This window comes from Azospirillum brasilense (genome assembly GCF_001315015.1).
GTDB classification, from domain to species: domain Bacteria; phylum Pseudomonadota; class Alphaproteobacteria; order Azospirillales; family Azospirillaceae; genus Azospirillum; species Azospirillum brasilense.
In genome coordinates this window covers 1,138,778-1,164,528 of sequence record NZ_CP012915.1, presented here as the reverse complement: position 1 = coordinate 1,164,528, position 25,751 = coordinate 1,138,778, and the positions used below count along the sequence as shown (strand labels likewise).

Annotated in this window: 17 protein-coding genes; 13 read left to right on the top strand and 4 right to left on the bottom strand. The window is 69.3% G+C overall.

Translation table 11 applies throughout. The features are described from left to right. Window positions 1-40: 40 nt before the first annotated feature. Both scpA and AMK58_RS18970 read left to right on the top strand, forming a co-directional pair. Entirely contained in the window at window positions 41-2,194 is a 2,154-nt protein-coding gene (scpA, locus tag AMK58_RS18975; RefSeq protein ID WP_059399293.1) for a methylmalonyl-CoA mutase, read from the top strand. Between the two features lie 82 nt (window positions 2,195-2,276). Then, on the top strand, window positions 2,277-2,969 hold the full coding sequence (locus AMK58_RS18970) for a DUF2161 domain-containing phosphodiesterase (protein ID WP_035678803.1): 693 nt from the start codon (window positions 2,277-2,279) through the stop codon (window positions 2,967-2,969). A gap of 7 nt (window positions 2,970-2,976) precedes the next feature. Here AMK58_RS18970 and AMK58_RS18965 read toward each other — a convergent pair whose 3' ends face one another. From AMK58_RS18965 to AMK58_RS18955, 3 genes are all read right to left on the bottom strand, one after another. Then, window positions 2,977-5,139, bottom strand: coding sequence for a tetratricopeptide repeat protein (locus AMK58_RS18965; RefSeq protein ID WP_059399292.1), 2,163 nt, complete (start codon window positions 5,137-5,139; stop codon window positions 2,977-2,979). A 130-nt stretch (window positions 5,140-5,269) separates the two neighbouring features. Continuing rightward, entirely contained in the window at window positions 5,270-6,649 is a 1,380-nt protein-coding gene (locus AMK58_RS18960) for a sigma-54-dependent transcriptional regulator (protein ID WP_059399291.1), read from the bottom strand. After that, a complete protein-coding gene (locus AMK58_RS18955) occupies window positions 6,646-8,400 on the bottom strand; it encodes a sensor histidine kinase (protein ID WP_059399290.1) in 1,755 nt (584 codons plus the stop codon). The genes AMK58_RS18960 and AMK58_RS18955 overlap by 4 nt, the downstream gene beginning before the upstream one ends. 303 nt (window positions 8,401-8,703) lie before the next feature. On the opposite strand from AMK58_RS18955, the gene AMK58_RS18950 reads away from it, so the two are divergent. The 8 genes from AMK58_RS18950 (at window position 8,704) to pflB (ending at window position 21,375) form a co-directional block, all read left to right on the top strand. Beyond that, complete coding sequence (locus AMK58_RS18950; RefSeq protein ID WP_035678813.1) at window positions 8,704-10,005, top strand: dicarboxylate/amino acid:cation symporter; 1,302 nt, start codon at window positions 8,704-8,706, stop codon at window positions 10,003-10,005. Window positions 10,006-10,169: 164 nt separating this feature from the next. After that, window positions 10,170-12,488 (top strand): NADP-dependent malic enzyme, encoded by a 2,319-nt coding sequence (locus tag AMK58_RS18945; protein WP_035678815.1) that lies wholly within the window; start codon window positions 10,170-10,172, stop codon window positions 12,486-12,488. A 65-nt stretch (window positions 12,489-12,553) separates the two neighbouring features. Further along, on the top strand, window positions 12,554-14,248 hold the full coding sequence (locus AMK58_RS18940; protein WP_059399288.1) for a tetratricopeptide repeat protein: 1,695 nt from the start codon (window positions 12,554-12,556) through the stop codon (window positions 14,246-14,248). A gap of 110 nt (window positions 14,249-14,358) precedes the next feature. After that, window positions 14,359-15,060, top strand: a complete 702-nt coding sequence (locus AMK58_RS18935) for a hypothetical protein (protein ID WP_035678818.1) — start codon at window positions 14,359-14,361, stop codon at window positions 15,058-15,060. Between the two features lie 159 nt (window positions 15,061-15,219). After that, window positions 15,220-16,476, top strand: coding sequence for a paraquat-inducible protein A (locus tag AMK58_RS29810; RefSeq protein WP_079292119.1), 1,257 nt, complete (start codon window positions 15,220-15,222; stop codon window positions 16,474-16,476). Then, window positions 16,469-18,163, top strand: coding sequence for a PqiB family protein (locus AMK58_RS18925; protein ID WP_035678820.1), 1,695 nt, complete (start codon window positions 16,469-16,471; stop codon window positions 18,161-18,163). Before AMK58_RS29810 ends, AMK58_RS18925 begins: the two co-directional genes overlap by 8 nt. A gap of 8 nt (window positions 18,164-18,171) precedes the next feature. Next, on the top strand, window positions 18,172-18,783 hold the full coding sequence (locus AMK58_RS18920; RefSeq protein ID WP_051140606.1) for a PqiC family protein: 612 nt from the start codon (window positions 18,172-18,174) through the stop codon (window positions 18,781-18,783). 321 nt (window positions 18,784-19,104) lie between these two features. After that, complete coding sequence (gene pflB / locus AMK58_RS18915) at window positions 19,105-21,375, top strand: formate C-acetyltransferase (protein ID WP_199753550.1); 2,271 nt, start codon at window positions 19,105-19,107, stop codon at window positions 21,373-21,375. 149 nt (window positions 21,376-21,524) lie between these two features. Here the strand turns inward: pflB and AMK58_RS18910 are convergent, their stop codons facing one another. Next, the gene (locus AMK58_RS18910; protein WP_059399285.1) at window positions 21,525-22,961 is read right to left on the bottom strand and encodes a sigma-54 interaction domain-containing protein; all 1,437 of its coding nucleotides are present in this window, start codon (window positions 22,959-22,961) and stop codon (window positions 21,525-21,527) included. A gap of 215 nt (window positions 22,962-23,176) precedes the next feature. Between AMK58_RS18910 and AMK58_RS18905 the strand changes: the two genes are divergently transcribed. From AMK58_RS18905 to AMK58_RS18895, 3 genes are all read left to right on the top strand, one after another. Next, the gene (locus tag AMK58_RS18905; RefSeq protein WP_051140560.1) at window positions 23,177-23,749 is read left to right on the top strand and encodes a sigma-70 family RNA polymerase sigma factor; all 573 of its coding nucleotides are present in this window, start codon (window positions 23,177-23,179) and stop codon (window positions 23,747-23,749) included. Then, on the top strand, window positions 23,746-24,399 hold the full coding sequence (locus AMK58_RS18900) for a ChrR family anti-sigma-E factor (protein ID WP_035678040.1): 654 nt from the start codon (window positions 23,746-23,748) through the stop codon (window positions 24,397-24,399). The genes AMK58_RS18905 and AMK58_RS18900 overlap by 4 nt, the downstream gene beginning before the upstream one ends. A 68-nt stretch (window positions 24,400-24,467) precedes the next feature. Beyond that, a complete protein-coding gene (locus tag AMK58_RS18895; protein ID WP_035678037.1) occupies window positions 24,468-25,667 on the top strand; it encodes a DNA polymerase IV in 1,200 nt (399 codons plus the stop codon). The last annotated feature ends 84 nt before the right edge of the window (window positions 25,668-25,751 follow it).

Genomic DNA, 25,751 nt, shown 5'->3' with positions numbered 1-25,751 from the left:
AAATCATTCGAACCAAGAAGCCGTGTCGAGGAGACGTCCCATGAGCGAGTTCCCGAAGAAGACCCAGGCCGACTGGCAGACCCTGGCCACCAAGGACCTGGGCGCCAACGGGACGCTCGAAGACCTCGTCTGGAAGACTCCGGAAGGGCTGGACGTCAAGGCCCTCTACACCGCCGACGATCTGGAAGGGCTGGAGCTGGACAGCCTGCCCGGCTTCCCGCCCTTCACCCGCGGCCCGCGCGCCACGATGTACGCGGTGAAGCCCTGGACCATCCGCCAGTACGCCGGCTTCTCGACCGCCGAGGACTCCAACGCCTTCTACAAGGCGAACCTGAAGGCCGGGCAGATGGGCCTGTCGGTCGCCTTCGACCTCGCCACCCATCGCGGCTATGACAGCGATCACCCGCGCGTGGTCGGCGACGTGGGCAAGGCGGGCGTCGCCATCGACAGCGTCGAGGACATGAAGATCCTCTTCGACGGCATCCCGCTCGACAAGATGTCGGTGTCGATGACCATGAACGGCGCGGTGCTGCCGATCCTTGCCGGCTACATCGTCGCGGCGGAGGAGCAGGGCGTCAGCCAGGACAAGCTGAGCGGGACCATCCAGAACGACATCCTCAAGGAGTTCATGGTCCGCAACACCTACATCTACCCGCCCGAACCCTCGATGCGGATCATCGCCGACATCATCGAGTACACGGCGCTGAACATGCCGAAGTTCAATTCGATCTCGATCTCCGGCTACCACATGCAGGAGGCCGGGGCGACCGCGGTGCAGGAGCTGGCCTTCACCATCGCCGACGGGCTGGAATACGTCCGTGCCGCCATGTCCAAGGGGCTGCCGGTCGACAAGTTCGCGCCGCGCCTGTCCTTCTTCTTCTCCATCGGCATGAACTTCTTCATGGAGATCGCCAAGCTGCGCGCCGCGCGCCTGCTGTGGTCGACCCTGATGAAGCAGAAGTTCGACCCGAAGGACGCCCGCTCGCTGGCCCTGCGCACCCACTGCCAGACCTCCGGAGTCAGCCTGACCGAGCAGGACCCCTACAACAACGTCATCCGCACCACCATCGAGGCGATGGCCGCGGTGCTGGGCGGCACCCAGTCGCTGCACACCAACGCCTTCGACGAGGCGCTGGGCCTGCCGACCAAATTCTCCGCCCGCATCGCCCGCAACACCCAGCTCATCATCGCCGAGGAGTCGGGCGTCACCAACGTGGTCGATCCGCTGGGCGGCTCCTACTACATCGAGAATCTGACCCACAGCCTCGCCAACGCCGCGCTCGACCTCATCAACAAGGTCGAGGATCTGGGCGGCATGACCAAGGCCGTGGACAGCGGCATGCCCAAGCTGCTGATCGAGGAGGCCGCCGCCCGCCGTCAGGCCCGCGTCGACCGCGCCGAGGAGGTGATCGTCGGCGTCAACAAGTACCATCCGGAGAACCCCGAGATGGTCGACGTGCTGGACATCGACAACACGGCGGTCCGCGAATCCCAGATTGCCCGCCTGAACAGCGTGCGCGCCAATCGTGACGACGCCAAGTGCCGCGCCGCCCTGGAGGCGCTGACCAAGGCCGCCACGGAGAAGTCCGGCAACCTGCTGGCCCTGGCGGTGGAGGCCACCCGCGCCCGCGCCACGGTCGGCGAGATTTCCGACGCGCTGGAGAAGGCCTTCACCCGCCATGTGGCGGTCATCCGCTCGGTTTCCGGCGTCTACGGCGCCGCCTACGAGGGCGACGAGGGCTTCAAGAGGATTCAGGAGGAGGTGTCCGCCTTCGCCGCCGAGGAGGGCCGCCGCCCGCGCATCCTCGTCGTGAAGATGGGCCAGGACGGTCATGACCGCGGCGCCAAGGTGATCGCCACCAGCTTCGCCGACATCGGCTTCGACGTGGACATCGGGCCGCTGTTCCAGACCCCGGAGGAGGCCGCCCGTCAGGCGGTGGAGAACGATGTGCACGTCATCGGCGTGTCGTCCCAGGCCGCCGGCCACAAGACGCTGGTCCCGCAACTGGTCGAAGAACTGCGCCGCCAAGGCGCCGGGGACATCCTCGTCGTCTGCGGCGGCGTGATCCCGCCCCAGGATTACGATTATCTCTACAAGGCGGGCGCCGCGGCCATCTACGGCCCCGGCACCAACATCCCGAAGGCCGCCTCCGACATCCTGGCCATCCTGCGCAAGCAGAAGGCCGCGGCGTAGAGCGGCGCCAGCACTTTTCCCTCCCCCGCCCAGCGGGGGAGGGCTAGGGTGGGGGCCCCTTCAAGAACGCGCTCCACTTCCCTTGCCCATCACCGCCGAAACCGACCTCTACGCCCCCGTCAAAGCCTTCCTCGAAGCCCAGGGTTACGACGTGAAGGCCGAGATCCACGGCTGCGACCTCGTCGCGGTGCGCGGAGCCGAGCCGCCGCTGATCGTCGAACTGAAGAAGCGCTTCACCCTGGACCTGCTGCTTCAAGGGGTGGACCGGCTCGCCCTGACGGACATCGTCTATCTCGCCGTGCCGCAGCCGGGACGCAAGGCCAGCGGCGCGTCGCCCTACGACAGCGGGGTGCGCAAGCTGTGCCGGCGGCTGGGCGTCGGCTTGCTGATCGTCGACACCGGCCGGGCGGCGGGGCATGAGGTGGAGGTTCTGCTCGACCCCGTTCCCTACAGCCCGCGCAAGGACAGGACGCGCGCCGCCCGGCTGCTGGGCGAACATGCGCGGCGCCGCGGCGATCCCAACCGCGGCGGCTCCACCCGCGTGCCGATCGTCACCGCCTACCGCCAGGATGCGCTGCGCTGCGCCCGGATGTTGCAGGCCGGGCCGCTGTCGCTGAAGGCGCTGCGCGCCGCCGGGGCGCCGAAGGACGCCGCGGCCATCCTTCAGCGCAACGTCTACGGCTGGTTCGAGCGCATCGCCAAGGGCACATACGGGCTGACCGAGGCCGGCGTCCAGGGTGTGGAAACCTTCGCCCACGCGCTCGCCGCCGAATAGGCGTGCTTTACCGCGCCGTCGCGCACCAGCGCCGCCAGAGCGTGCGGAAGGCGGCTTCGTAGGCACGGGCCAGAGCCGCGACGTCGCCGAGCGGGGAGGACGCGACATGGCCCCGCAAACCCGAGCGTAGGGCAGTCAGCGCGTTGAGGTCGGCGGACAGCGCCACCGCGCGGGCGGCGTAGGCGTCGGCATCGGGCGCGATCAGGTCGGGCAGTCCGGCCGAGACCATCATGGCGGACCCCACCCGCGCGATTCCCAGGTCTCGGGGACGGCCCGCCGGCACGATCACCGGCACCCCCATCCACAGAGCCTCGCAGGTCGTGGTGTGGCCGTTGTAGGGGTGGGGGTCCAGTCCGATGTCCACGTCGTTGTAGTCGGCGAGGTTGGCGCGGATGCCGGCCGGCGGGCGGCGAAGCTCCAGCCGGTCCGAGGCCACGCCGTGGCAGGCGAACAGTGCCGTCAGGTGGGCGCGCGAGGCCGGATCGCGCATCGCCTTGTACTTCAGCAGCAGGCGGGAGTTCGGGACGGCCCTCAGCACGCCGGCCCACAGGGCCGCCGTTTCCTCGGTGATCTTGCTGAGGTTGTTGAAGGAGCCGAAGGTGATGAAGCCGTTGCGCAACGCCGGCAGTGGGCCGACCTCCGGCGCTTCCGGCGGCCCCTGATAGGCCCAGGAGAAGCGTGGCAGCCGCAGCAGCGGCTCGGCGTAATGGGCCTCCTCCCCTGGCGGGGCGAGCAGGGCGTCGGTGATGCAGGCGTCGAAGCGGTCGATGCCGGTCGTCACGATGTTCACCGCCGTGGTCACCTGCACCGGCGCCGGGCGCCGGGTGAAGACGCCCAGCCGGTTGCCCGCCGTGTGGGAGGCCAGATCCACCAGAACGTCCACCCCGTCCCGCCGGATCCGGGCGGCCAACTCCTCCTCGGTCAGGGCGGCCGCGTCGCACCAGCGGTCGGCGAGGGCGCGGAAGCGCTCCGTCTTGGCATCGGTGGCGGTGGCGGTCGAATAGAAGAACAACTCCACCACCGACCGGTCGAAGGCGCGGAACAGCGGCTCCATGTAGAAGGAGAAGGCGTGGTTGCGGAAGTCGCCGGACACCAGCCCGATGCGCAGGCGGCGGTCCGGGTCGGGATCGTTCGCCGGGCGCGGCAGGGGCGCCGCCACGGCGAAACGCTCCGCCCAGCGCCGTGATTCCTCCAGCAGGCCCGCGCCGTCCTGACCGCTGCGGTAGAGCAGGGCGCACAGGTATCGGCTGCGCGCGTCGCGGTCGTCGGGGTCGAGCCGGACAGCCCGCTGGAGCAGCGGCAGCGATTCCTCCACCCGCCCCATCAGACCCAGCGCCCCGGCGAGGTTGCTGAACGCCCCGGCATGGCCGGGCTGCACGGTCAGCGCCCGGCGTGCCGCCTCCGCCGCCGCGCCGTAACGTCCCAAGGTTTCGCAGGCGGCGGACAGGTTGACCCAGCCCTCGACATGGCCGGGCTGAACGGCTAGCGCCCGCCGGCAGGCCGTGGCGCCGTCCGCGGTGCGACCGCTCTCGTCGAGCAGCAGGCCGAGGTTGCTCAAGGCTTCGGCGTGGCCGGGGGCGAGCGCCAGCGTGTGGCGGAATTCCCGCATCGCTCCGCTCCGGTCACCCAGCGCATACAGCGCCGCCGCGCGGTCGAAGCGGATGCCCGCATCCTCCGGCAGCAGTCCCACCGACCGCTCCAGAAGCGCTGCGGCCTCCGCACGCCGCCCGGCGTCGCGGTGGGGCCGCGCCATGATCTGGAGCAGAAGGGCGGCGCGTCCCGCGGCGCGATGGTCGCCGGGCACCAGCCTCGCCGCGCGCTCCAGCGCCGCAACCGCCGCTTCGCGCAAATGGGTGCCGCCATGGGGCAGGGCGTTGCCGAAGCGGTACCAGCCCTCCGCCGCGTCGGGGGCCAGCGACAGGGCGCGGCGATGGGCGGCGGCGGCCCGTTCCGGTTGCCCCGCGGCGTCGAGGATGTTGGCGAGATTGGCGGGATAATCCGCCGTATCGGGGCGCAGCGCCATGGCCTCGCCGATCAGCGCCGAGGCCTGTTCCGCGCGCCCGGTCTGTCCACACAGCACGCCCAGCAGATGGCGGGCGTCGGCCTGCTCGGGGGCGGCCTCCAGGATGCGCCCGTACAGAATCTCCGCCTCCGCCAACCGCCCGTTCATGTGGTGGTCGAGCGCGGCGGCGAGGGCTTCGGTTATGGTCGCCAGGGCGGGCCTCCGGTGTCCATGGGGCGGGCGGGTCAGATGGCTTTTTCGCCCATCGCGGCCCCGCCGTCCACCGTCCGAAGAAAGGTCACTCCACGAAATCCTCGCGGCTGAGGCCGTAGCGCTTCAGCTTGTCGTAGAAGGTCTTGCGGGGGATGTTCAGCGCCTCGATGGCGGCCTTCACGCTGCCTTTGCAACGGGCCAGCTCGCTCTCGATCAGGCTCTTCTCGAACAGATCCACCTGCTCGGCCAGCGACAGGCCGCTGCGCCCCGCCGCCATCGCCGGAGCGGTCCCCCCCACCGCGGACAGCGTGTCGTCCAGCCCCAGCACGAAGCGGTCGGCGGCGTTGCGCAGCTCGCGGACATTGCCGGGCCAGTCGTGGGCCGCCAGCCGCTGCACCTGCGCCGGGCTCGGCGCGCGCGGCTCGCGGTTGTAGCGGGCGGCGGCCTGGACGACGAAATGCTGGAACAGCAGGGGGATGTCGTCGCGGCGGTCGCGCAGCGGCGGGATGGTCACCACGACGACGTTGAGCCGGTAATAGAGGTCCTCGCGGAACTTGCCCTCGCTGGCCGCCTTGCGCAGGTCCACCTTGGTCGCGGCGACGACGCGCAGGTCCACGGGGATCAGCTCGTTCGAGCCGAGCGGCTCCACCACCCGCTCCTGGATCACGCGCAGCAGCTTGACCTGGAGCGACAGCGGCATGCTCTCGATCTCGTCGAGGAAGAGGGTCCCGCCGCTGGCGTGCTCGATGCGCCCGACGCGGCGCTTGCCGGCCCCGGTGAAGGCCCCGGCCTCGTGCCCGAACAGCTCGCTCTCGAAGATCGCTTCGGGCATGGCGCCGCAATTCAGGGCGACGAAGGGGTGCTTGCGCCGGTTGCTGCCGGCGTGGAGGGCCCGGGCGACCATTTCCTTGCCGGTGCCGGTCTCGCCCAGCACCAGCACGTCGGCGTCGGTGTCGGCCACCGCGGCGATGGCGCCGCGCAGCCGCTCGATCCCCGGCGTCCGCCCGACGATGGGCGAGACCTCCCCGGCGGGCAGCCCGGCGAGCTGGTCGCGCAGGCGCCGGTTCTCCAACACCAGGCGGCGCTTCTCCACCGCGCGCCGCGTCACCTCGACCAGCCGGTCGGAAGGGAAGGGCTTTTCCAGGAAGTCGTAGGCGCCGCGCCGCATCGCCTCCACCGCCATCGGCACGTCGCCGTGGCCGGTGATCAGGATGACCGGCAGCTCGGGGTCCAGCGCCAGCGCGCGTTCCATCAGCTCCAGCCCGTCGATCTGCGGCATGCGTACGTCGGTGACCAGGGCGCCCGGCCAGTCGCGGCCGAGATGACGCAGGGCGCGCTCCGCCCCGTCGCAGGCGGTGACGTCGAAGCCGGCCAGCTCCAGCGCCTGCTGCCCGGCGAGGCGGACGGACCGCTCGTCGTCCACGAAGAGGACGGAGCCGCCCGGGGCGATGCTGCCGGTCGTCATGTCTGGGTATCCCTGCGCTTGAGGCGGACAGTGAAGAGGGCGCCGCCCTCCGGGTGGTTGGCGGCGGTCAGGCTGCCGCCGAAATCCTCGACGATGCCATGGCTGATCGACAGGCCGAGGCCGAGCCCGTCGCCCGCGTCCTTGGTCGTGAAGAAGGGCACGAAGATGCGCGGCAGGTCGGCCTCGGCGATGCCGGGGCCGCTGTCGCGGACGGTCAGCACCGCCTCCTCCCCCTCCGCGACCAGGGCGATGCGGACGTGGCGGTGGGGGGAGGCGCGCATGGCGTCGGCGGCGTTGCCGATCAGGTTGACCAGCACCTGCTGCAACCGCACGTCCTCGCCGGTGACCAGCAGGGGGCCGGGCGGCAGGTCGGTGTCCACCGTCACGGACTCGCGGCGCAGCCGGGCCTCCAGCAGGGCCAGCGCCTGCCCGACGGCGGCGGCGGCGGAGACGGCGCCCAGCGTGCCCGAGGCGCGCCGGGCGAAGCCCTTCAGGCTGCGGGTGATGGCGGCCATGCGGTCGGTCAGGTCGGCGATCTCCGCCAGATTGTCGCGCACCGAGTCCGGCCGCCCGCGCTCCAGCAGAACCACCGCGTTGTCGGCGAAGCTGCGGATGGCGGCGAGCGGCTGGTTGATCTCGTGGGCCATGGCCGCCGACATCTGGCCCAGCGCCGCCAGCTTCGCCGCCTGGGTCAGCTCGTTCTCGGTGGCGCGCAGCTCCGCCGTGGCGGCGGCCACGCGGCGCTCCAGCTCGGCCCGCGCCTCCTCCTGCAGGGCCAGCCGCTCCACGAGGTTCAGGCGGCGCTGGGCCAGCGCGTGGCCGGTCAGGGCGGCCAGCGCCACCACCGCGGCGGCGAGCAGCCCGGCCTGCTGGGCGCGGGTGGCGACCGGGGCGAGGCTGGTCAGGGCGTGGATCGTCCAGTCGCCGCCGGGCACCGCCGCGGATTGCAGGAGGTAGCGCCGCTCCGCGTTGCCCTCCCGCAGCGTGATGCGGTCGGACGCCCCGCCGAAGGCCCAGGGCAGGGTGGGGATCTCCTCGGTCGCCGGGACCGCCGCCGCGGGCAGCGTGACCGGCAGGCGGCGGGGCAGGGCGTTGTAGCGCCAAGCCTCCACGTTGGTGATGAAGACGACGCCGTCGCGGTCGGAGACCAGCACCTTCTCCTGGCCGTGCGACCAGGCGCGCTCCAACTCCTGGAAACCGACCTTCAGGACCACGACGCCGGCCGGCCGGTCCTCTGTGCGGTTTTCCGCCACCACCCGCTGGGCCGTGTAGTAGCCGGGGACGAGCGAGGTGGTGCCGAGCGCGAAATGATGCCCCTCCCCCCGCTCCATGGCCGACTGGAAATAGGGGCGGTAGCTGAAATTCTGCCCGACGAAGCTGGGCGAGGCGTTCCAGTTGCTGGCCGCGACGGTGGTGCCTGTCCCGTTCATCACATAGAGGGCGGACGCCTTCAGCGTCGCCGCGATGGCCTCCAGCTTGCGGTTCAGGTGGTCTACCCGCTCCGGGCTGGGGTCGCGCAGCAAGTCGGCGACCTCGCGGTCGTGGGCGAGCACCATAGGCACGGCGGCGTGGCGCTCCAGCTCCGTCCGCAGGTTGGATTCGTAGAGCGACAGCTGCGCCGACCCCTGCTCGCGCAAGGATTCGCCGGCGTTGTCCGCCGCCAAGCCCGCCGCCACAGCCGCAGCCAGCGGCATGCCGACGACCAGCACGGCCAGCATCACCCTCCGCGGACGGGCGAACAGCAGGGGCATGCGCCGGGCGACCCAGTCGCGGCTTTGCGAAAATGTCCAGCGGGTCGGGGCGATCCTAACCAACGGTCCTCAATCCATGCTGCGCCGCAACAAGAAGTCGCGTCGAGGAAGCGATGTGCGGATTTTCGCACACGGATTCCGCCCCTGTCGTGCGGATTCTGACCCACGCCTTTCGTCAGAGCGCTGCGATTCCTCACTTTTGTCTTTGGCACACCGCTTGCTTTGAGAGTGGCATGACGGGCCGGCCGCCGACCGCGAGACAAGAGCGGCAGCCCATTTCAGGAACGCCACGAGGAGACGACCATGCACGCCCAAGGGCAGCCCCAGAAAAAGCCATTCTACATGAACCTGACGGTTCAGGTTCTGACCGCGATCACCATTGGCATTCTGCTCGGCCATTTCTATCCGGCTCTTGCGGTGCAGATGAAGCCGCTGGGCGACGTCTTCATCAAGATGATCAAGATGGTCATCGGCCCGATCGTCTTCCTGACCGTGGTCACCGGCATCTCCTCGATCGGCGACATGAAGAAGGTCGGCAAGGTCGGCGGCAAGGCGATCCTCTACTTCGAGATCGTCACCACCTTCGCCCTGGGGCTCGGCCTTCTGGTCGTCAATCTGTTGAAGCCGGGCTCGGGGATGAACATCCAGGCCGGCTCGCTGAAGGCCGACGCCGTCGCCAAATACGCGACCGAGGCGCAGAACCACACGACCATCGACTTCCTGGTCAACATCGTCCCGGACAACGTCATCGGCGCCTTCGTCAAGGGCGACATGCTGCAGATCCTGTTCTTCGCGGTGATCTTCGGCGTCGCGCTGTCCGCCATGGGCCAGAAAGGCAAGGTGGTCGAGGACATGTTCGAGAAGGTGTCGCACGCCCTGTTCGGCGTGATCGGCATCCTGATGCGCGTCGCCCCGCTGGGTGCCTTCGGCGCCATGTCCTTCACCATCGGCAAGTACGGCGTGTCGTCTCTGACCTCGCTTGGCCAGCTGATGGCGGCGGTCTACATCACGATGGCGCTGTTCGTCTTCGTCGTGCTGGGCAGCATCGCCCGCCTGTACAACTTCAGCCTCCTGACCTTCCTGCGCTACATCAAGGACGAACTGCTGATCGTGCTCGGCACCTCCTCGTCGGAGTCCGTGCTGCCGCGCATGATGGAGAAGATGCAGAAGTTCGGCTGCTCCAAGCACGTCGTCGGGCTCGTCATCCCCACCGGCTATTCGTTCAACCTCGACGGCACCTCGATCTACCTGTCGATGGCCGCGATCTTCATCGCCCAGGCCTTCAACATCGACCTGACGATCTGGCAGCAGCTCACCATTCTCGGCCTGCTGATGCTGACCTCCAAGGGTGCGGCGGCGGTCACCGGCGGCGGCTTCGTGACGCTGGCGGCCACCCTGTCGGCCACCGGCCACCTGCCGATCGAGGGGCTGGCGCTGCTGCTGGGTGTGGACCGCTTCATGTCGGAAGCCCGCGCCATCACCAACCTGATCGGCAACGGTGTCGCCACCATCGTGGTCGCCAAGATGGAAGGCGAGTTCGACGAGAGCAAGGCGGTCGCCGAGTACCAGGAGCACTTCAAGGAACCGGCCCTGGCCCGCATCTGACGCGGGGCCGGCTTCTGGTCCTGAGGCGTGAAAAGGAAGGGGCGGTCCGCCGCGGGCTGCCCCTTTCCCATTCCGGTGCCCGGGCAATTCGGGTATAAGCCGGAGGGGAAACAGTTCGTCGTTCGGCAAATTAACTGAAATCAAGTTAAAAGGGGAGAGGACGTATGTCCGGCGACTTCGACGCGATGGCGCTTGAGTACCACCGGAATCCAAAGCCCGGTAAGCTGGCGATCGTCGCCACCAAGCCCATGGCCAACCAGCGCGACCTCGCGCTGGCCTACTCGCCGGGCGTGGCCGCGGCGTCCAGCGCCATCGCCGCCGACCCGTCCCAGGCGGCGGAGCTGACGGCCCGCGCCAACCTCGTGGCGGTCGTCACCAACGGCACGGCGGTGCTGGGCCTGGGCGACATCGGCCCGATGGCCGCCAAGCCGGTCATGGAGGGCAAGGCCGTCCTCTTCAAGAAGTTCGCCGGCATCGACTGCTTCGACCTGGAGCTGAACGAAAAGGACGTCGACGGTCTGGTCGACACCATCGTCCGCCTGGAGCCGACCTTCGGCGCCATCAATCTGGAAGACATCGCCGCCCCCGCCTGCTTCGAGGTGGAGCGCCGCTGCCGCGAGCGGATGAAGATCCCGGTCTTCCACGACGACCAGCACGGCACCGCCATCGTGGTGGGTGCGGCCGTCCTCAACGGGCTGAAGCTGGTCGGCAAGGACATCTCCACCGTCAAGGTCGTCTCCACCGGCGGCGGGGCGGCGGGCATCGCCTGCCTGGACCTGATGCTCAGTCTGGGCGTCAAGCGCGAGAATGTCTGGCTGGTCGACCGCATCGGCGTGGTCCACAAGGGCCGCAACGAGGAGATGAATCCCTACAAGGACGCCTACGCGCAGGACACCGACGCCCGCGTGCTGAACGACGTCATCGACGGGGCGGACATCTTCCTTGGCCTGTCGGGCGCCAAGGTGCTGAAGCCGGAGATGTTGGCCCGCATGGCCGACAAGCCGCTGGTGCTGGCGCTGGCCAACCCGGAGCCGGAGATCATGCCGGACCTCGCCCGGCAGGCCCGCCCCGACGCCATCATCGCCACCGGCCGCTCGGACTTCCCCAATCAGGTCAACAACGTCCTCTGCTTCCCCTTCATCTTCCGCGGCGCGCTGGACGTCGGGGCGACGACGGTGAACGAGGAGATGAAGATCGCCGCCACCCACGCCATGGCCAGCCTCGCCCAGGCCGAGCCGTCGGACGTGGTGGCCGCCGCCTATGTCGGCGAGAATCTGCGCTTCGGCCCGGACTACATCCTGCCCAAGCCCTTCGACCCGCGTCTGGTGATCGAGGTGTCCTCGGCGGTCGCCAAGGCCGCCATGGAGTCGGGCGTGGCGACGCGGCCGATCGCCGATTTCCGCGCCTACCGCGACAGCCTCGGCCAGTATGTCTTCCGCTCCGGCCTCGTCATGAAGCCGGTCATCACCAAGGCAAAGGCGGCGCCCAAGCGCATCGTCTATGCCGAGGGCGAGGAGCCGCGCGTCCTGCGCTGCGCCCAGGTGGTGGTGGACGACGGCATCGCCCATCCGGTCCTGCTCGGCCGCGCCGACGTGATCGAGCGGACGATCGCCGACATGGGCCTGCGCATCCGCATCGGCAAGGACGTCGAGGTGATCGAGGCCGGCCGTGACCTGCGCTGCCACAACTACGCCGAGGTTTACCGGCAGCTGATGGGCCGCCGCGGCGTGTCGCCGGCCAACGCGCTGAACGTCGTGCGCAGCCAGCCGACCGTGTTCGGCGCGCTGATGGTCCGCCGGGGCGAGGCCGACGGCATGGTCTGCGGCACTTCGGGCCGCTACGGCGACCACTTCAACCACGTCATGGACGTGATCGGTCTGCGCAAGGGCGTGAAGGTCGCCGGCGCCATGAACGGGCTGATCTCGCAGAAGGGCACGCACTTCATCTGCGACACCTACGTCAACCCCGACCCGACCGCCGAGCAGGTGGCCGAGATCGCCCGGCTGGCGGCGGAGGAGGTGAAGCGCTTCGGCATCGAGCCGAAGGTGGCGCTGCTCTCCCACTCCAACTTCGGCAGCGCCGACACCCCGTCGGCCCGCAAGATGCGGCTGGCCTACCAGCTCATCGCCGAAGAGAATCCCGACCTGGAGGTGGACGGCGAGATGCACGCCGACGCCGCCCTGTCGGAGGTGCTGCGCAAGGGCGTGCTGCCCGACAGCCGCCTGAAGGGCGAGGCGAACCTGCTGGTCATGCCGACGCTGGACGCCGCCAACATCGCCTTCAACATGCTGAAGATCATGGCCGACGCGCAGAATGTCGGGCCGATGCTGCTGGGCGCCGCGCGCCCGGTGCACATCGTCACCCCGTCGGTGACCACGCGCGGTCTGGTCAACATGACGGCGGTGGCGGTGGTCGACGCCCAGCTCGCCGCCCCGGTCAACGCCGCCCCGCGTCCCCCGGCGCTGCAGGACGGCGAGGACTGAGCAACCGCGACCGCGGGGCCGGACGGCGCTTGCGCCGATCCGGTCCCGCGGGCCACTCTGCCGGGATGAGTCCCGACGCCCCTTCCCGCGATGACCTCTCCAGTCTGACAGCCCAGGCCGTCCGCCATCACGCCGAAGGTCGGCTGGCCGAGGCGGTGACCGCCTACACCGACGCCTTGCGGCTGGATCGCCGAAACCCGGCGCTGCTCTACGGTTTCGGGCTGGTGCTGCGCGATCTCGGACAAATGGACGGGGCCGCCACATGCTTCGAGGCGGCCTTCGCCCTTGATCTCCGGTTCGTGGACGCGGCCGACAGCCTTGGCACGCTGCGCGCCGGGCAGGGCCGTTTCGCGGAGGCCGAAGCCTGCCACCGCGCCGCTCTGGCCCACGGTGCCGACCGGGCGACGTTCTGGAACAATCTGGCCAACGCGCTGAGCCGGCAAGGCCGGGCCGCCGCCGCCCTGGCGGCGTGGCGACGCGCCGTCCTGCTCGATCCGGCCTTGCCGGAAGGGCTGTCCAACCTTGGCGGTGGACTGCGCGACGCCGAGCGGCTGGACGAGGCCGAGCGGGCGCACCGCCGCGCGCTGCGGCTGATGCCGGGCGAACCGCAGGCCAACAACAACTTCGGCCACGCGCTGCAGGCGCGGCTGCGCCATACGGAGGCGGCCAGTTTGTTCCGCCGCGCCCTGGCGCTCGACCCTGGCTACGCGGCGGCGCTCTGCAATCTCGGCCTGACGGTGCAGCGCCTGGGCGATGACGGGCTGGCGGAGCGCCTGTACGGGCGGGCGCTGCGCGTGGTGCCCGATCTGCCGCTGGCCCGGTTCAACCAGGGCTTGCTGCATTTGGAGCGCGGCGAGCTGGCGGAGGGCTGGGCCGGCTATGGCTGGCGCTTTGCGTCCGGTCAGGCGGGTGGGGCGCGGCAGCCGCGGCTGCCCGCATGGCGTGGCGAGGATCTGACGGGGAAGCGCCTGCTGATCTGGGGCGAGCAGGGGGTGGGCGACACCATCCTGTTCTCCTCCCTCTGCGGGGAGGCCATCGCCCGCGCCCGCTCCGTGGTGATCGAGACCGACCGGCGGCTGGTGCCGCTGTTTGCCCGCTCCTTTCCCGCCGCTCTGGTCCGTGCCGCGCGGTCCGACGCCGAGGCCGTGCCCGATTGCGATCTGCACACGCCCATCGGCTCCCTGGCGCGGGTCTTCCGTCGTGACCTGTCCGACTTCGCCGGTCATGCCGGCGGCTGGCTGGTCCCCGACCCGCTTCGAGTGGCGTTTTGGCAGGAGCGGGTGGCGGCGCTCGGCCCCGGCCTTCGCGTGGGGATCGGCTGGCGCAGCGCGCTGATGACCGAATCGCGCCGCAGCGCTTACAGCCGGCTCGACGAGTGGGGCGCGCTGTTCGCCGTGCCGGGGGTGGTCTTCGTCACTCTTCAGTATGGCGCGTGCGAGGCCGAGCGGGCGGCGGCGGAGGCACACTTCGGCGTTGCCATCCACCGCTGGGACGATCTCGACCTGACCGACGACTTCGACGGGACGGCGGCGCTGATGGCGAGCCTGGATCTGGTGATCGCGCCCGCCACGGCGGTGGGGGAGTTGGCGGCGGCGCTCGGCGTGCCCGTCTGGCGCTTCGGCGGGCGGGATTGGACCCAACTCGGCAGTGCGGTGCGCCCCTGGTTCCCGGCGCAGCGCCTGTTCCGGCCGCAGGCCGGAGAGGACATCTCTGGCGTGCTGAGTCGAATGGCTGGACAACTCGCTCGCCGCCCTACCTGAAATTTCGGCGAAAAACAATTCGCAACTTTACATGCTTTGCAGTAAAGTAGTGGTCCAGCGATCCATTCGCGCCCTCCCGTTCGGGGGCGTGCCTGATGGGAGAATGAGCCATGTCTGACGGAATGGCCGGCGTCAACCAGATGGTCTCGGACCTCAACAAGTCCGTGTCCGCTGCAGTCGAGCGTCTGAACGCCCAGCGGGAGGCCGAGGCCGCCGCCAACGCGAACGTGCAGGAATTCCGCAAGGACGTCCGCAAATCCTCCGTCAATACCCCCGGCTTCGCCACGGACATGGGCGTTCTCGCCAAGAACGTGACCCGGCTGAACGTGGTCGGCGCGCTGGGCGCCGACGATCCCGTCGACTTCTACAAGTTCCGCGTGACCACCAAGGGTGCGGTGACGCTGGGGCAGGTGGGCGACGAGGGGTTGCGACTCCAGGTGATGTCCAAGTTCGGCACGGTCGTGGCCGACAGCGACAAGAGCGCCGGCAAGAATTACGACGCCTTCAAGAGCATGATGCAGGGCGAGTACGAGCTCGACCGCGGCGACTACACACTGCGCCTGACGCGTGAGAAGGGACAGTCCGCCAAGGACACCAAGAATTACGCCATCCAGCTCAGCATGGGCAAATACACCCAGGATTACGACACGGTCGCCAAGGCGCCGAAGAAGGGCGAAAGCCCGTTCAACCTCTCCACCGGCCAGCAGGCCATGCTGGACGGGCTGAGCCAGGCGGCGGCGAGCCTGAATTCGATCCCCACAGGCCAGACCGGCACGCAAAAGCTGCTGGGCAGCTTCAACATGTTCGTCTGAGCAAAGCCTGCCCTTCTCCACAGGCCGAAGCCCTTTCCCCACTCTGGGGGAAGGGCTTTTTCCATTCGGGGCTTGCGGTTCGCCCCGGTCGGTGATCCTCCGTCGGCCCACTCCGCAAGCGGCGGACCTTTCGCCTCTGGGAAATGTTAAGCCAACGCTATGACCGCACCAGACCACCCGATCCTGCTCTGCCACGACTGCGGAGCGCCGCACGCCCTGCCGCCGGCCTTGCCCGGCCATCGCGCGGAATGCCACCGCTGCGGGGCGGTGCTGCGCCATTTCCGGACCGGCGGGCTGGGGCACGCGGTGGCCCTCGCCATCGCCTCGACCATTCTGTTCGTCACCGCCAACCTGTTCCCGATCCTGACCTTCGAGCTGGAGGGGCGGGCGCAGACGGCGACTCTGCTCAGCGGCTCGGTGGCGCTGTGGGACGGCGGCTACGAGGTGCTGGGCGTCCTGGTCTTCTTCGTGCTGTTCCTGGCGCCTCTGGCGCAGGTGCTCGGCACGCTTTACGTCGTGATGCCGCTCGCCGCCGGGCGGACGGCGGCGCCGGGCGCGGCCTGGACCTTCCGGACGGTGGCGCGGCTGCGCCGCTGGGCGATGGCCGAGGTCTTCCTGCTCGGCCTGATCGTCGCCTATGTGAAGCTGTCCGATCTGGCGGAACTGGAGCCAGGGGCGTCGCTGGCCGCCTTGGTCGCCTTCATCCTGGTGCAGGTGTGGGGGGAGGCGTCGCTCAGCCCCTTCGAGGTGTGGGAGCGAATCGCGCCCCAGACCCGCGTGGCCCAGGCGGGCAACGCCGATCCGGAACGGCTGACCGCCTGCCACGACTGCCGTCAGGTGGTGGCCGGATCGGAGGGCGCGTGCCCGCGCTGCGGCGCCCGTCTGCACCACCGCAAGCCGAACAGCCTGCCGCGCGGCTGGGCGCTGATCTCCGCGGCGACGATCCTCTACATTCCGGCGAACCTGCTGCCGATCATGACGGTGGTCTATTTCGGCGCCGGCCAGCCCGACACCATCCTGTCCGGTGTGGAGGCGCTGATCGCGGCGGAGATGTGGCCGGTGGCCCTGCTGGTCTTCTTCGCCAGCATCACCGTGCCGGTGCTGAAGCTGATCGGGCTGGCCTATCTGCTGTGGACGGTGCAGCGGGGCTCGCCGAAGCGGCAGCGCGACCGCACGCGGCTCTACCGATTGATCGAGGGGGTTGGGCGCTGGTCCATGGTGGACATCTTCATGATCTCGCTTCTGGCAGCCCTGGTCCAGTTGGGTGCCATCGCCACCATCCACGCGGAGTTGGGCGCCGTCGCCTTCGCCGCGGTCGTCATCATCACCATGCTGGCCTCGGAGTCCTTCGATCCGCGGCTGATCTGGGACGCGCCGCACCATCAGGCTAAGCGGCAGGACTCTTCCCATGACTGAACCGAACTCCACGTTGGAGCCGGCCAGCCCGGTCATCCGCCGCCGCCGCGGCCTGCCGCTGATCTGGCTGGTGCCGCTGATCGCCGCGCTGGTCGGCGGCTGGCTGGCCTGGAGGACGCTGAACGAGCGCGGCCCGACCATCACCATCACCTTCGACACGGCGGAGGGGCTGGAACCGGGCAAGACTCGCGTGCGCTACCGCGACGTGGATGTCGGGACGGTACAGGGGGTGGCGGTCTCGCCCGATCTTGCGAACGTCATCGTCTCCGTGCGCATGGTGAAGGGCGCCGCCTCCTACCTCAACGACCGGACGAGCTTCTGGGTGGTCAAGCCGCGGCTGGGCTTCGGCGGCGTGTCGGGCCTCGGCACGCTGATCTCCGGCGCCTACATCGGCATGGATCCGGGAACCGGCAACGGCGAGGCGCTCAGCGCCTTCCGCGGGCTGGAGGAGCCGCCGCTGATCCGTTCCAGCTCGCCGGGGCGGCGCTTCGCGCTGCGCGCCGACCGGCTGGGCGGGCTGGGGCCGGGGGCACCGATCTACTACCGCGGGATCCAGGTCGGCGAGGTGGTCGGCTATGAATTCTCCCAGGACTGGCAGTCGCTGACCATCCCGGTCTTCATCCACGCGCCCTACGACCGGATCGTCCGACCCAACACCCGCTTCTGGAACGCCAGCGGCCTGTCGGTGTCCATCGGGCCCGAGGGGCCGACGGTGGCGCTGGAATCGCTCCAGTCGCTGGCGACCGGCGGCGTGTCCTTCGAGACTCCCGGCCTCGGCGGCCCCGGCGACAACGGCGAGATCGCGGCGGAGGGCACCGACTTCCCCCTCTATGAGAGCCGCAACGCCGCCAGCGATGCCCGCTTCACCCGGCGGGTGCCCTTCCTGGTGCATTTCGATGGGTCGGTGCGCGGGCTGCATCCGGGGTCCGCTGTGGAATTCCGCGGCATCCGGGTGGGCGAGGTGACCGACATTCGCCTCGACGTGGACCCGGTGACCGGCGAGGCCCGCATTCCGGTCACCCTGAACATCGAGCCGGAGCGGCTGGGCAGCGACCTGCCGGCGGCGCATGACACTGACACCGCCTATGCCCGCATGAAGACGCTGGTGGAGCAGGGGCTGCGGGCGCAGCTGCGCACCGGCAACCTGTTGACAGGCGAGTTGATCGTGACGCTCGACCTGTTCCCGGACGCGCCGAAGGAAACACTGGTCCGCGGCGGTCCCTACCCGGAACTGCCCTCCCAGCCGAACGTGCTCGACACGGCGACCAAGACCGCCACCGACCTGATGAACGAACTGGCCCGTGCGCCCATCGCGGAAACAGTGGTGGAACTGCGCTCGACCATCCAGAAGGCCGGCGCCCTGATCGGCTCACCGGAGATCGCGCAGGCCGTCGGTTCGCTCAGCCGGTCGCTGGCGGAGCTGGAGAAGACGACGCAGGCGCTGGGCAGCGAGGGCGAGCCGACCATCCGCGCCCTGCGCGACGTGGCGGAAAACACCTCCAAGCTGGTCCGGCAGGCCGAGAAGACTCTCAGCAGCGCGGACGGGCTGGTCAACTCGTCCCGCCCAGCGGTCAGCGACCTGCAGGGGCTGGTGCGCGAACTAACCGCTGCGGCCCGCTCCATCCGCGGCCTGACCGACTATCTTGAACGCCATCCCGAAGCCCTGATCCGGGGCAAACGCGGTTGAGGATTCCCATGGCTCCGATTGCTCACGCCCGTCGCCTGCTGTTGTGCGCCTCCGCTGTGGCTCTGCTGGCCGCCTGCAGCACGCCGCCCAGCCGCTTCTACCATCTGGACGCCGTCGCGCCGGACACGGCACCCTCGGGCGCAGCCCCGTTGCGGGGCGCTGAGGCGCAACGGCGCGTGATCGGGCTGGAAGGGGTGGAGGTCCCCGGCTATCTCGACCGGTCGGAGCTGGTGATGCGGGGGCCAGGCAATCGGCTGGTCGTCCGGGAGTTCGACCGCTGGGGCGGCCCGCTCGACGAGATGGTGACCCGCACACTGTTGCGGAACCTGGAGGCGGACCTGCCGGGAGCGGAGGTCGTCGGCTTGCCGCTTCAGCGCGACTTCCCGCTGTCCCAGGTGGTTGAGGTGACGCTGGACCGCTTCGACGCGGCGGAGGACGGGCCGGCGGTTCTGGAGGCGCGCTGGCGCGTCTTCGACCAGGGCGGCGACCGGCTGCGCCGGCTGGGCCACACCGCGACGCAGGAGCCGGTGAGTGCGGCCGGCGATCCCGGCGCCGTCGCCGACGCCCTCAGCCGCACCCTGGCCCGCTTGGCGCAAGATATCGCAAGCGCGCTGCGCTGATCTGAACCGTCTGTTTTAAAACCGGCGATCCGAATGAAAATATTCGGCTTCCGGTGGATTGTCTCAAATGCTGCGACGCAAAAGCGGCGCATTTCTTCAGTTTTTGTGACAGGACGTGCCTTGGATGGTGGTCTGCGTATTTCGCAGAGATTGATTGATTGGGATCAATGTGGCTGGGGAGCTTTGGGCGCCTACTGATTGGGCAAGCGCGATGCTTGGCCGGGCGGTTCGCCCGGTTCGGCGCCGCGCAACGTGGCGCGGCCCCCGCCGGGGAGGGCAGGGACCGCCGCAGACCAATAGAGGCGCGTCATGGATTCCCTGATGTTCGAACCGAAAATCCCCGTTGCCGAAGCCGAGACGCCGAACCCCTGGCGCGGTTTTGCGCCCGGTTCCTGGCGGACCACGGTCGATCTGCGCGATTTCATCGTGAAGAACGTCCGCCCCTATGGCGGCGACGGCAGTTTCCTCTCCCCGGCCAGCGACCGCACCCTGTCGCTGTGGAACAAGGTGCGCGATCTCCTGAAGGAAGAGCGCGCGGCCAAGGGCGGTGTACTCGACGCCGATACGGAACTGGTCTCCTCCATCGTCAGCCACGCCCCCGGCTACATCGACCGGGAGCTTGAGGTCATCGTCGGCCTTCAGACGGACAAGCCGCTGAAGCGGTCGATCATGCCCTTCGGCGGCTGGCGCATGGTCAAGACGGGCCTGGAAGCTTACGGCTTCAAGCCCTCGCCCAAGCTGGACGACGTGTTCCCGGCGCTGCGCAAGACGCACAACGACGGCGTCTTCGACGTCTACACCGACGAGATGCTGCGCTGCCGCAAGTCCGGCGTCATCACCGGCCTGCCGGACGCCTATGGGCGCGGCCGCATCATCGGCGACTACCGCCGTCTGGCGCTCTACGGTGCCGATTTCCTGATCGCCGACAAGAAGGCCCAGTACAAGAGCCTGGAAGTCGACCGCATCGACGAGAACACGCTGCGCCTGCGCGAGGAGATCACCGAGCAGATCCGCGCGCTTCGCGATCTCGTGACGATGGCGACGTCCTACGGCTTCGACGTGACCCGCCCGGCGACCAACGCCTTCGAGGCGGTGCAGTGGACGTATCTGGCCTATCTGGCCGCGGTGAAGGAGGCCAATGGCGCCGCCATGTCGCTCGGCCGCGTGTCGAGCTTCCTCGACGTCTACATCGAGCGTGACCTGCGCGAAGGCCGCCTGGACGAGGCGGGCGCCCAGGAGCTGATCGACCAGTTCGTCATCAAGCTGCGGATGGTGCGTTTCCTGCGCACGCCAGAATACGACCAGCTTTTCTCGGGCGACCCGACCTGGGTGACCGAGTGCATCGGCGGCATGGCGCTCGACGGGCGCACGCTGGTCACCAAGGGCAGCTTCCGCATGCTGCACACGCTCCAGAATCTCGGCCCCGCTCCGGAGCCGAACCTGACCGTTCTGTGGTCGGAGAGCCTGCCGGAGGGCTTCAAGAAATTCTGCGCCGAAACGTCGATCAAGACCTGCTCGGTGCAGTACGAGAACGACGACCTGATGCGGCCCTACTGGGGCGACGACTACGGCATCGCCTGCTGCGTCTCGGCCATGCGCATCGGCAAGCAGATGCAGTTCTTCGGCGCCCGCGCCAACCTCGCCAAGACGCTGCTCTACGCCATCAACGGCGGCCGCGACGAGGTCTCGGGCGAGCAGGTCGGTCCGGCCTTCGCGCCGATCACCGGCGACGTGCTCGACCACGACACGGTGGTCGCCCGGCTGCTGCCGATGATGGAGTGGCTGGCGCGTGCCTACATGAACACGCTCAACGCCATCCACTTCATGCACGACAAGTACATGTACGAGCGGCTGGAAATGGCCCTGCACGACCGCGACGTGCTGCGCACCATGGCCTGCGGCATCGCCGGGCTGAGCGTGGTCGCGGACAGCCTGTCGGCGATCAGGCACGCCACGGTCAAGGTGGTCCGCGACGAGCGCGGCCTCGCCACCGACTTCGTCATCGAGGGCGACTATCCGGCCTTCGGCAACAACGACGACCGGGTCGACGGCATCGCGGTGTGGCTGGTCGAGACCTTCATGGGTCTGCTGCGCAAGCAGAAGGCCTACCGCGACGCGGTGCCCACCCAGTCGGTGCTGACGATCACCTCGAACGTGGTCTACGGCAAGAAGACGGGCAACACGCCGGACGGGCGCAAGGCCGGCCAGCCCTTCGCGCCGGGGGCCAACCCGATGCACGGGCGCGACCGCAAGGGGGCGATCGCCTCGATGGCGTCGGTGGCCAAGCTGCCCTACGCCCACGCCCAGGACGGCATCAGCTACACCTTCACCATCGTGCCCGGTGCGCTGGGCCCGACCGAGGGCGAGCGGGTGGACAATCTGGTGGGCATGCTGGACGGCTACTTCGGCCAGGGCGGCCACCACATCAACGTGAACGTCTTCGACCGCGAGACGCTGCTGCACGCCATGGACCATCCGGAGCTGTACCCGCAGCTGACCATCCGGGTGTCGGGCTACGCGGTGAACTTCATCAAGCTGACCCGCGAGCAGCAGATGGACGTCATCAGCCGCACCTTTCATGGCGCGCATTGAGTCCCTGAAAGTCCCCTCTCCCCTCTGGGGAGAGGGTTAGGGTGAGGGGGTGCCCGTCAGGGCGTCAACGCAGCCTCATTGCAGTGCATTTCCGGCCTTGCGGCCGCCCCCTCATCCCATACCCTTCTCCCCAGAGGGGAGAAGGGCTTCTACACCGTCCCCTGCGTGTCCTCCTTGATCCCCAGCGCCTGCATCCGCTCGTAGAGCGAGGCGCGCGAAATCCCCAGAAGCTTGGCGGCCTTCGCCTTCACCCCGCCGGTGCGCGACAGGGCGCCGACGATGGCCGCGCGCTCCGTGTCCTTCAGCACGTCGCTCAAGGGACGGTCGCCACCCTCCGCCAGCCGCTCGCCCGAACCGGCGGGACCCGCCGCGCGCGGCAGGGCACCACGGATGTGGTCGGCGGTCAGGACCGTGTCGTCAGTCATCGCCGACACCCGTTCCAAAACGTTGCGCAGCTCCCGCACATTGCCCGGCCAGTCGTAATCCTCCAGCACGGCGATGGCCCCGGCGGTCAGCTCCCGCGACGGGGCGGCGGTGGTGAAGGCCAGCTCGTCGAGAATGCGGTCGGCGATGCTGCCGATGTCCTCCGTCCGGTCGCGCAGCGGCGGCAGGGTGATCGGAACAACGTTCAGGCGGTAATAGAGGTCGGCGCGGAACTGCCGCTCGCGGACCAGGGCGTCGAGGTCGCGGCTGGTCGCCGCGATGACGCGCAGATCGACGCGCACCACCTTGTTCGAACCGACCGCCTCGAACTCCCGCTCTTGGAGCACGCGCAGCAGCTTGGCCTGGAGCGGCAGCGGCATGTCGCCGATCTCGTCCAGGAACAGGGTGCCGCCGTCGGCCAGCTGGAACTTGCCCTCGCGCATCTTGCGGTCGGCGCCGGTATAGGCGCCGGGGGCGACGCCGAACAGCTCCGATTCCAGAAGATTTTCCGGGATCGCCGCGACGTTCACCCCGACGAAGGGCGCGTTGGCGCGCGGGCTGGCGGCGTGGATGCCGTGGGCCAGCAGTTCCTTGCCGGTGCCGGTCTCGCCCAGCAGCAGGACGGTGCTGTCGAGCTGTGCGGCGCGGCGGGCCAGACGCTTCACCTCGCGCATGGAATCGCTGTTGCCGATCATCTGCGACAGGGAATATTTCGCGCGCCGCTCCTGCGCCAGTTCCTGCCGGGCGCGGGTCAGCTCCTCCTGAAGCTTCTGGTACTTCGACATCAGCGGGCGCAGCCGGTCGGCCCGGTCGAACAGGGCGAAGCCGATGGCCCCGATCAGCGTTCCGTCCTCGTCGCGCAGCGGCAGGCGGGTGACCACGATGGTCCGCTCCTTGATGTCCATCAGGTCGAGCAGCATGGTCTGCCCGCTCTCCACCACATGGCGCATCTGGCTGTTGGGGATGACCTCCTCGACCGGGCGTCCCAGCGCGTCCTCCGGGTTGCCGGAATAGCCCAGCAACTCCAGATAGCGGTCGCCGATCCAGGCGATCCGCGCGTCCCGGTCGACGACGATCAGCCCGACGCAGGCGTCCGCCAGATGCTGGAACAGCGACTCCACGGCCCTGGCCCGCAGATGTTCGAAGTTCGGTTCGAGGCTCATGCCTTCTTCCTTCTTGATGGGGGGCTTGGTGGGGCGCCCGGCGGAGGGCGTCGCGGACCTAGCATCAGGTGGGGGCACCATACCAGGGAATCCAGTTGGGGGATGCCCCGCCCCTACGCACGACGCTGATCCTATGCCGAATTACGCCGTGTGCCGCGGCACACGCTGTTGTATGGTGCGGAACGACGCTGACCGACCGAAGACTTATCCTTGGCATGCTGAAGGCCGATTCGAACGACCCCACCATGCCGGACCACGAGCAACTCCTGCTTGCCGTTGCCCGCGACCGCGATTCCACCGCCTTCCGCGCGCTGTTCGATCATTTCGCGCCGCGGATCAAAGCCTATATGCGCCGGCTGGGGGCCGACAGCAGTGCGGCGGAGGAACTGGTCCAGGACGTCATGATGGCGGTGTGGCTGCGGGCCGACCGCTTCGACCCGGCACTGGCCAGCGCCTCCACCTGGATCTACACCATCGCCCGCAACCGCCGGATCGACCGCGTCCGGCAGGAACGGCGGCCCGAGCTTCAGCCCGACGATCTGATGTCGGACGGTGGCGAGGAGCCGACGCCCGATCACCAGTTCGAAGCGGCCGAGACGGCCTTCCGCCTGCGCGCGGTGATCGGCAATCTGCCGCCGGAGCAGGCCGACGTGCTGCGGCTCGCCTATTACGAGGACAAGGTTCATGCGGAAATCTCCGCCGAACGCGGCATCCCGCTGGGTACCGTGAAGACCCGCCTGCGGCTGGCCCTCGTCCGCCTGCGCCGGGCCTTCGGAGAGGGGACGTGACCGTGCCGGCCCATCATCCCGCCCCCGAACTGCTTCTCGACTACGCCGCCGGCAGCCTGCGCGAGGTGCAGTCGCTGCTGGTCGCCGCGCATCTCGCCTATTGCCCGGACTGCCGGGCGCAGGTCACGGAACTGGAAGCCTGCGGCGGCGTCCTGCTGTCGGATCTTCCGCCGGAACCGGTCTCCGATTCGCTGTTCGGCACTCTGATGACCCGGCTCGACACGACGATCGCCGCGCCGGCACCCGTTCCCACGCCGGCCGGAAAGAGCCTGTTTCCCGGCCCGCTGCGCCGCGCCATCGGGGCGGAGCCGGAGGCGCTGGAGTGGGTGCGCGTCGTTCCGGGCGTCCACCTGTCGGCCTGGGGCGTCAGCGCAGGAACGGCCTCGGCCTGCCTGCTGCGCATGGCGCCGGGGTCACGGGTGCCGGCCCACCGCCACACCGATAGCGAGATGCTGCTGGTGATGAAGGGCGGCTTCTCCGACGAGTTCGGGGCCTACCGGGTCGGCGACGTGGCGTCCTACGACACCGGCACGCCGCACCACGCCGTGGCCGATGCGGACGGGGAATGCCTGTGCCTGCTGGTGCAGGACCAGCCCTTGGTCTTCACCGGCCTGCTCGGCTGGCTGCTCAACCGGGGCTTCCGCTTCTGAGCGGAAAACTGGAACGGGACAGGAACATTCCTTCCCCGCCGCGGGCGCGCTGCTGCTAGACTGCGGCCATGGCTGTGTTCGACGATTGCAAGGTCCTGTGCCGCGACTGCGCGGCGGCCCTCCGCGGGAGCGAGCCGCGCTGCCCGAAATGCGGCGGCCGGCGGCTGGTCCGGCATGAGGAACTGCATGGCCTCGCCATCGGTCACATCGACTGCGACGCCTTCTACGCCACGGTGGAGAAACGCGACCGGCCCGAGCTGGTCAGCCGCCCGCTGATCATCGGCGGCGACCGGCGCGGGGTGGTGGCCGCCTGCTGTTACATCGCGCGGATGGCCGGGGTGCGCTCGGCCATGCCGATGTGGCAGGCCCTGGAGGCCTGCCCGGACGCCGTCGTGCTGCGGCCCGACATGGCGAAGTACAAGGCGGTGGGCCGGCAGGCGCGGGAGCTGATGCACGCCTTCACCCCGCTGGTCGAGCCGCTGTCCATCGACGAGGCCTTCCTCGATCTGTCCGGCGTCGCGGAGCGGCTGAGCATCAGCCCGGCCCAGGCGCTGGCCGAACTGGTCCGCCGCTTCGAGAACCAACTGGGTATCACCGCCTCGGTCGGGCTCAGCTACAACAAGCTGTTCGCCAAGATCGCCTCCGACCTTGAGAAGCCGCGGGGATTCTCGGTGATCGGGCGGGGGCAGGCGCTGGACTTCCTGGCGCCCAAGCCGGTGTCGATCCTGTGGGGCGTCGGGCCGGTGCTCCAGCGCAAGCTGCAGTCGGACGGCATCCGCACAGTCGGCGACCTGCGTGGCTGGACGGAGATCGACCTCGTGCGCCGCCACGGCAAGATGGGCCGCCTGCTGCACCGCTTCGCCCGCGGTCAGGACGACCGCCGGGTGGAGCCGGAGTCGCCGAGCAAGAGCATTTCCGCCGAGACGACCTTCGACTGGGAGACTGCCGACAAGGGGGCACTGAAGGACGCGCTGCTGCCGCTGGCCGAGACGGTGGCGCGCCGCCTGTCCGCCGCGGGCTTGCGGGGGCGCAGCGTGGTCTTGAAGATGAAGACCGCCGATTTCCAGACGATCACCCGCTCGCGCCGGGTCGATCCGCCCGCCCGGTCGGCGGGGCTGATCTGGCAGACCGGCTGCGAGATGCTGGACGCCGAGCCGGCCGGGCGGTCGATCCGCCTGATCGGCGTCGGCTGCACAGACCTGCTCGACCCGGAGACCGAGGCCGAGCCGGGCCTGTTCGACGGCTTCGGCCCGTCTCCGCCGGGTTGAAGCGAATTCGGACCAATCCGGTCCAGGGACCGCTTGCCGCGGACCGGCGGAGGCGCACACTCTTGCCCTGGACGTTTCGGTGTG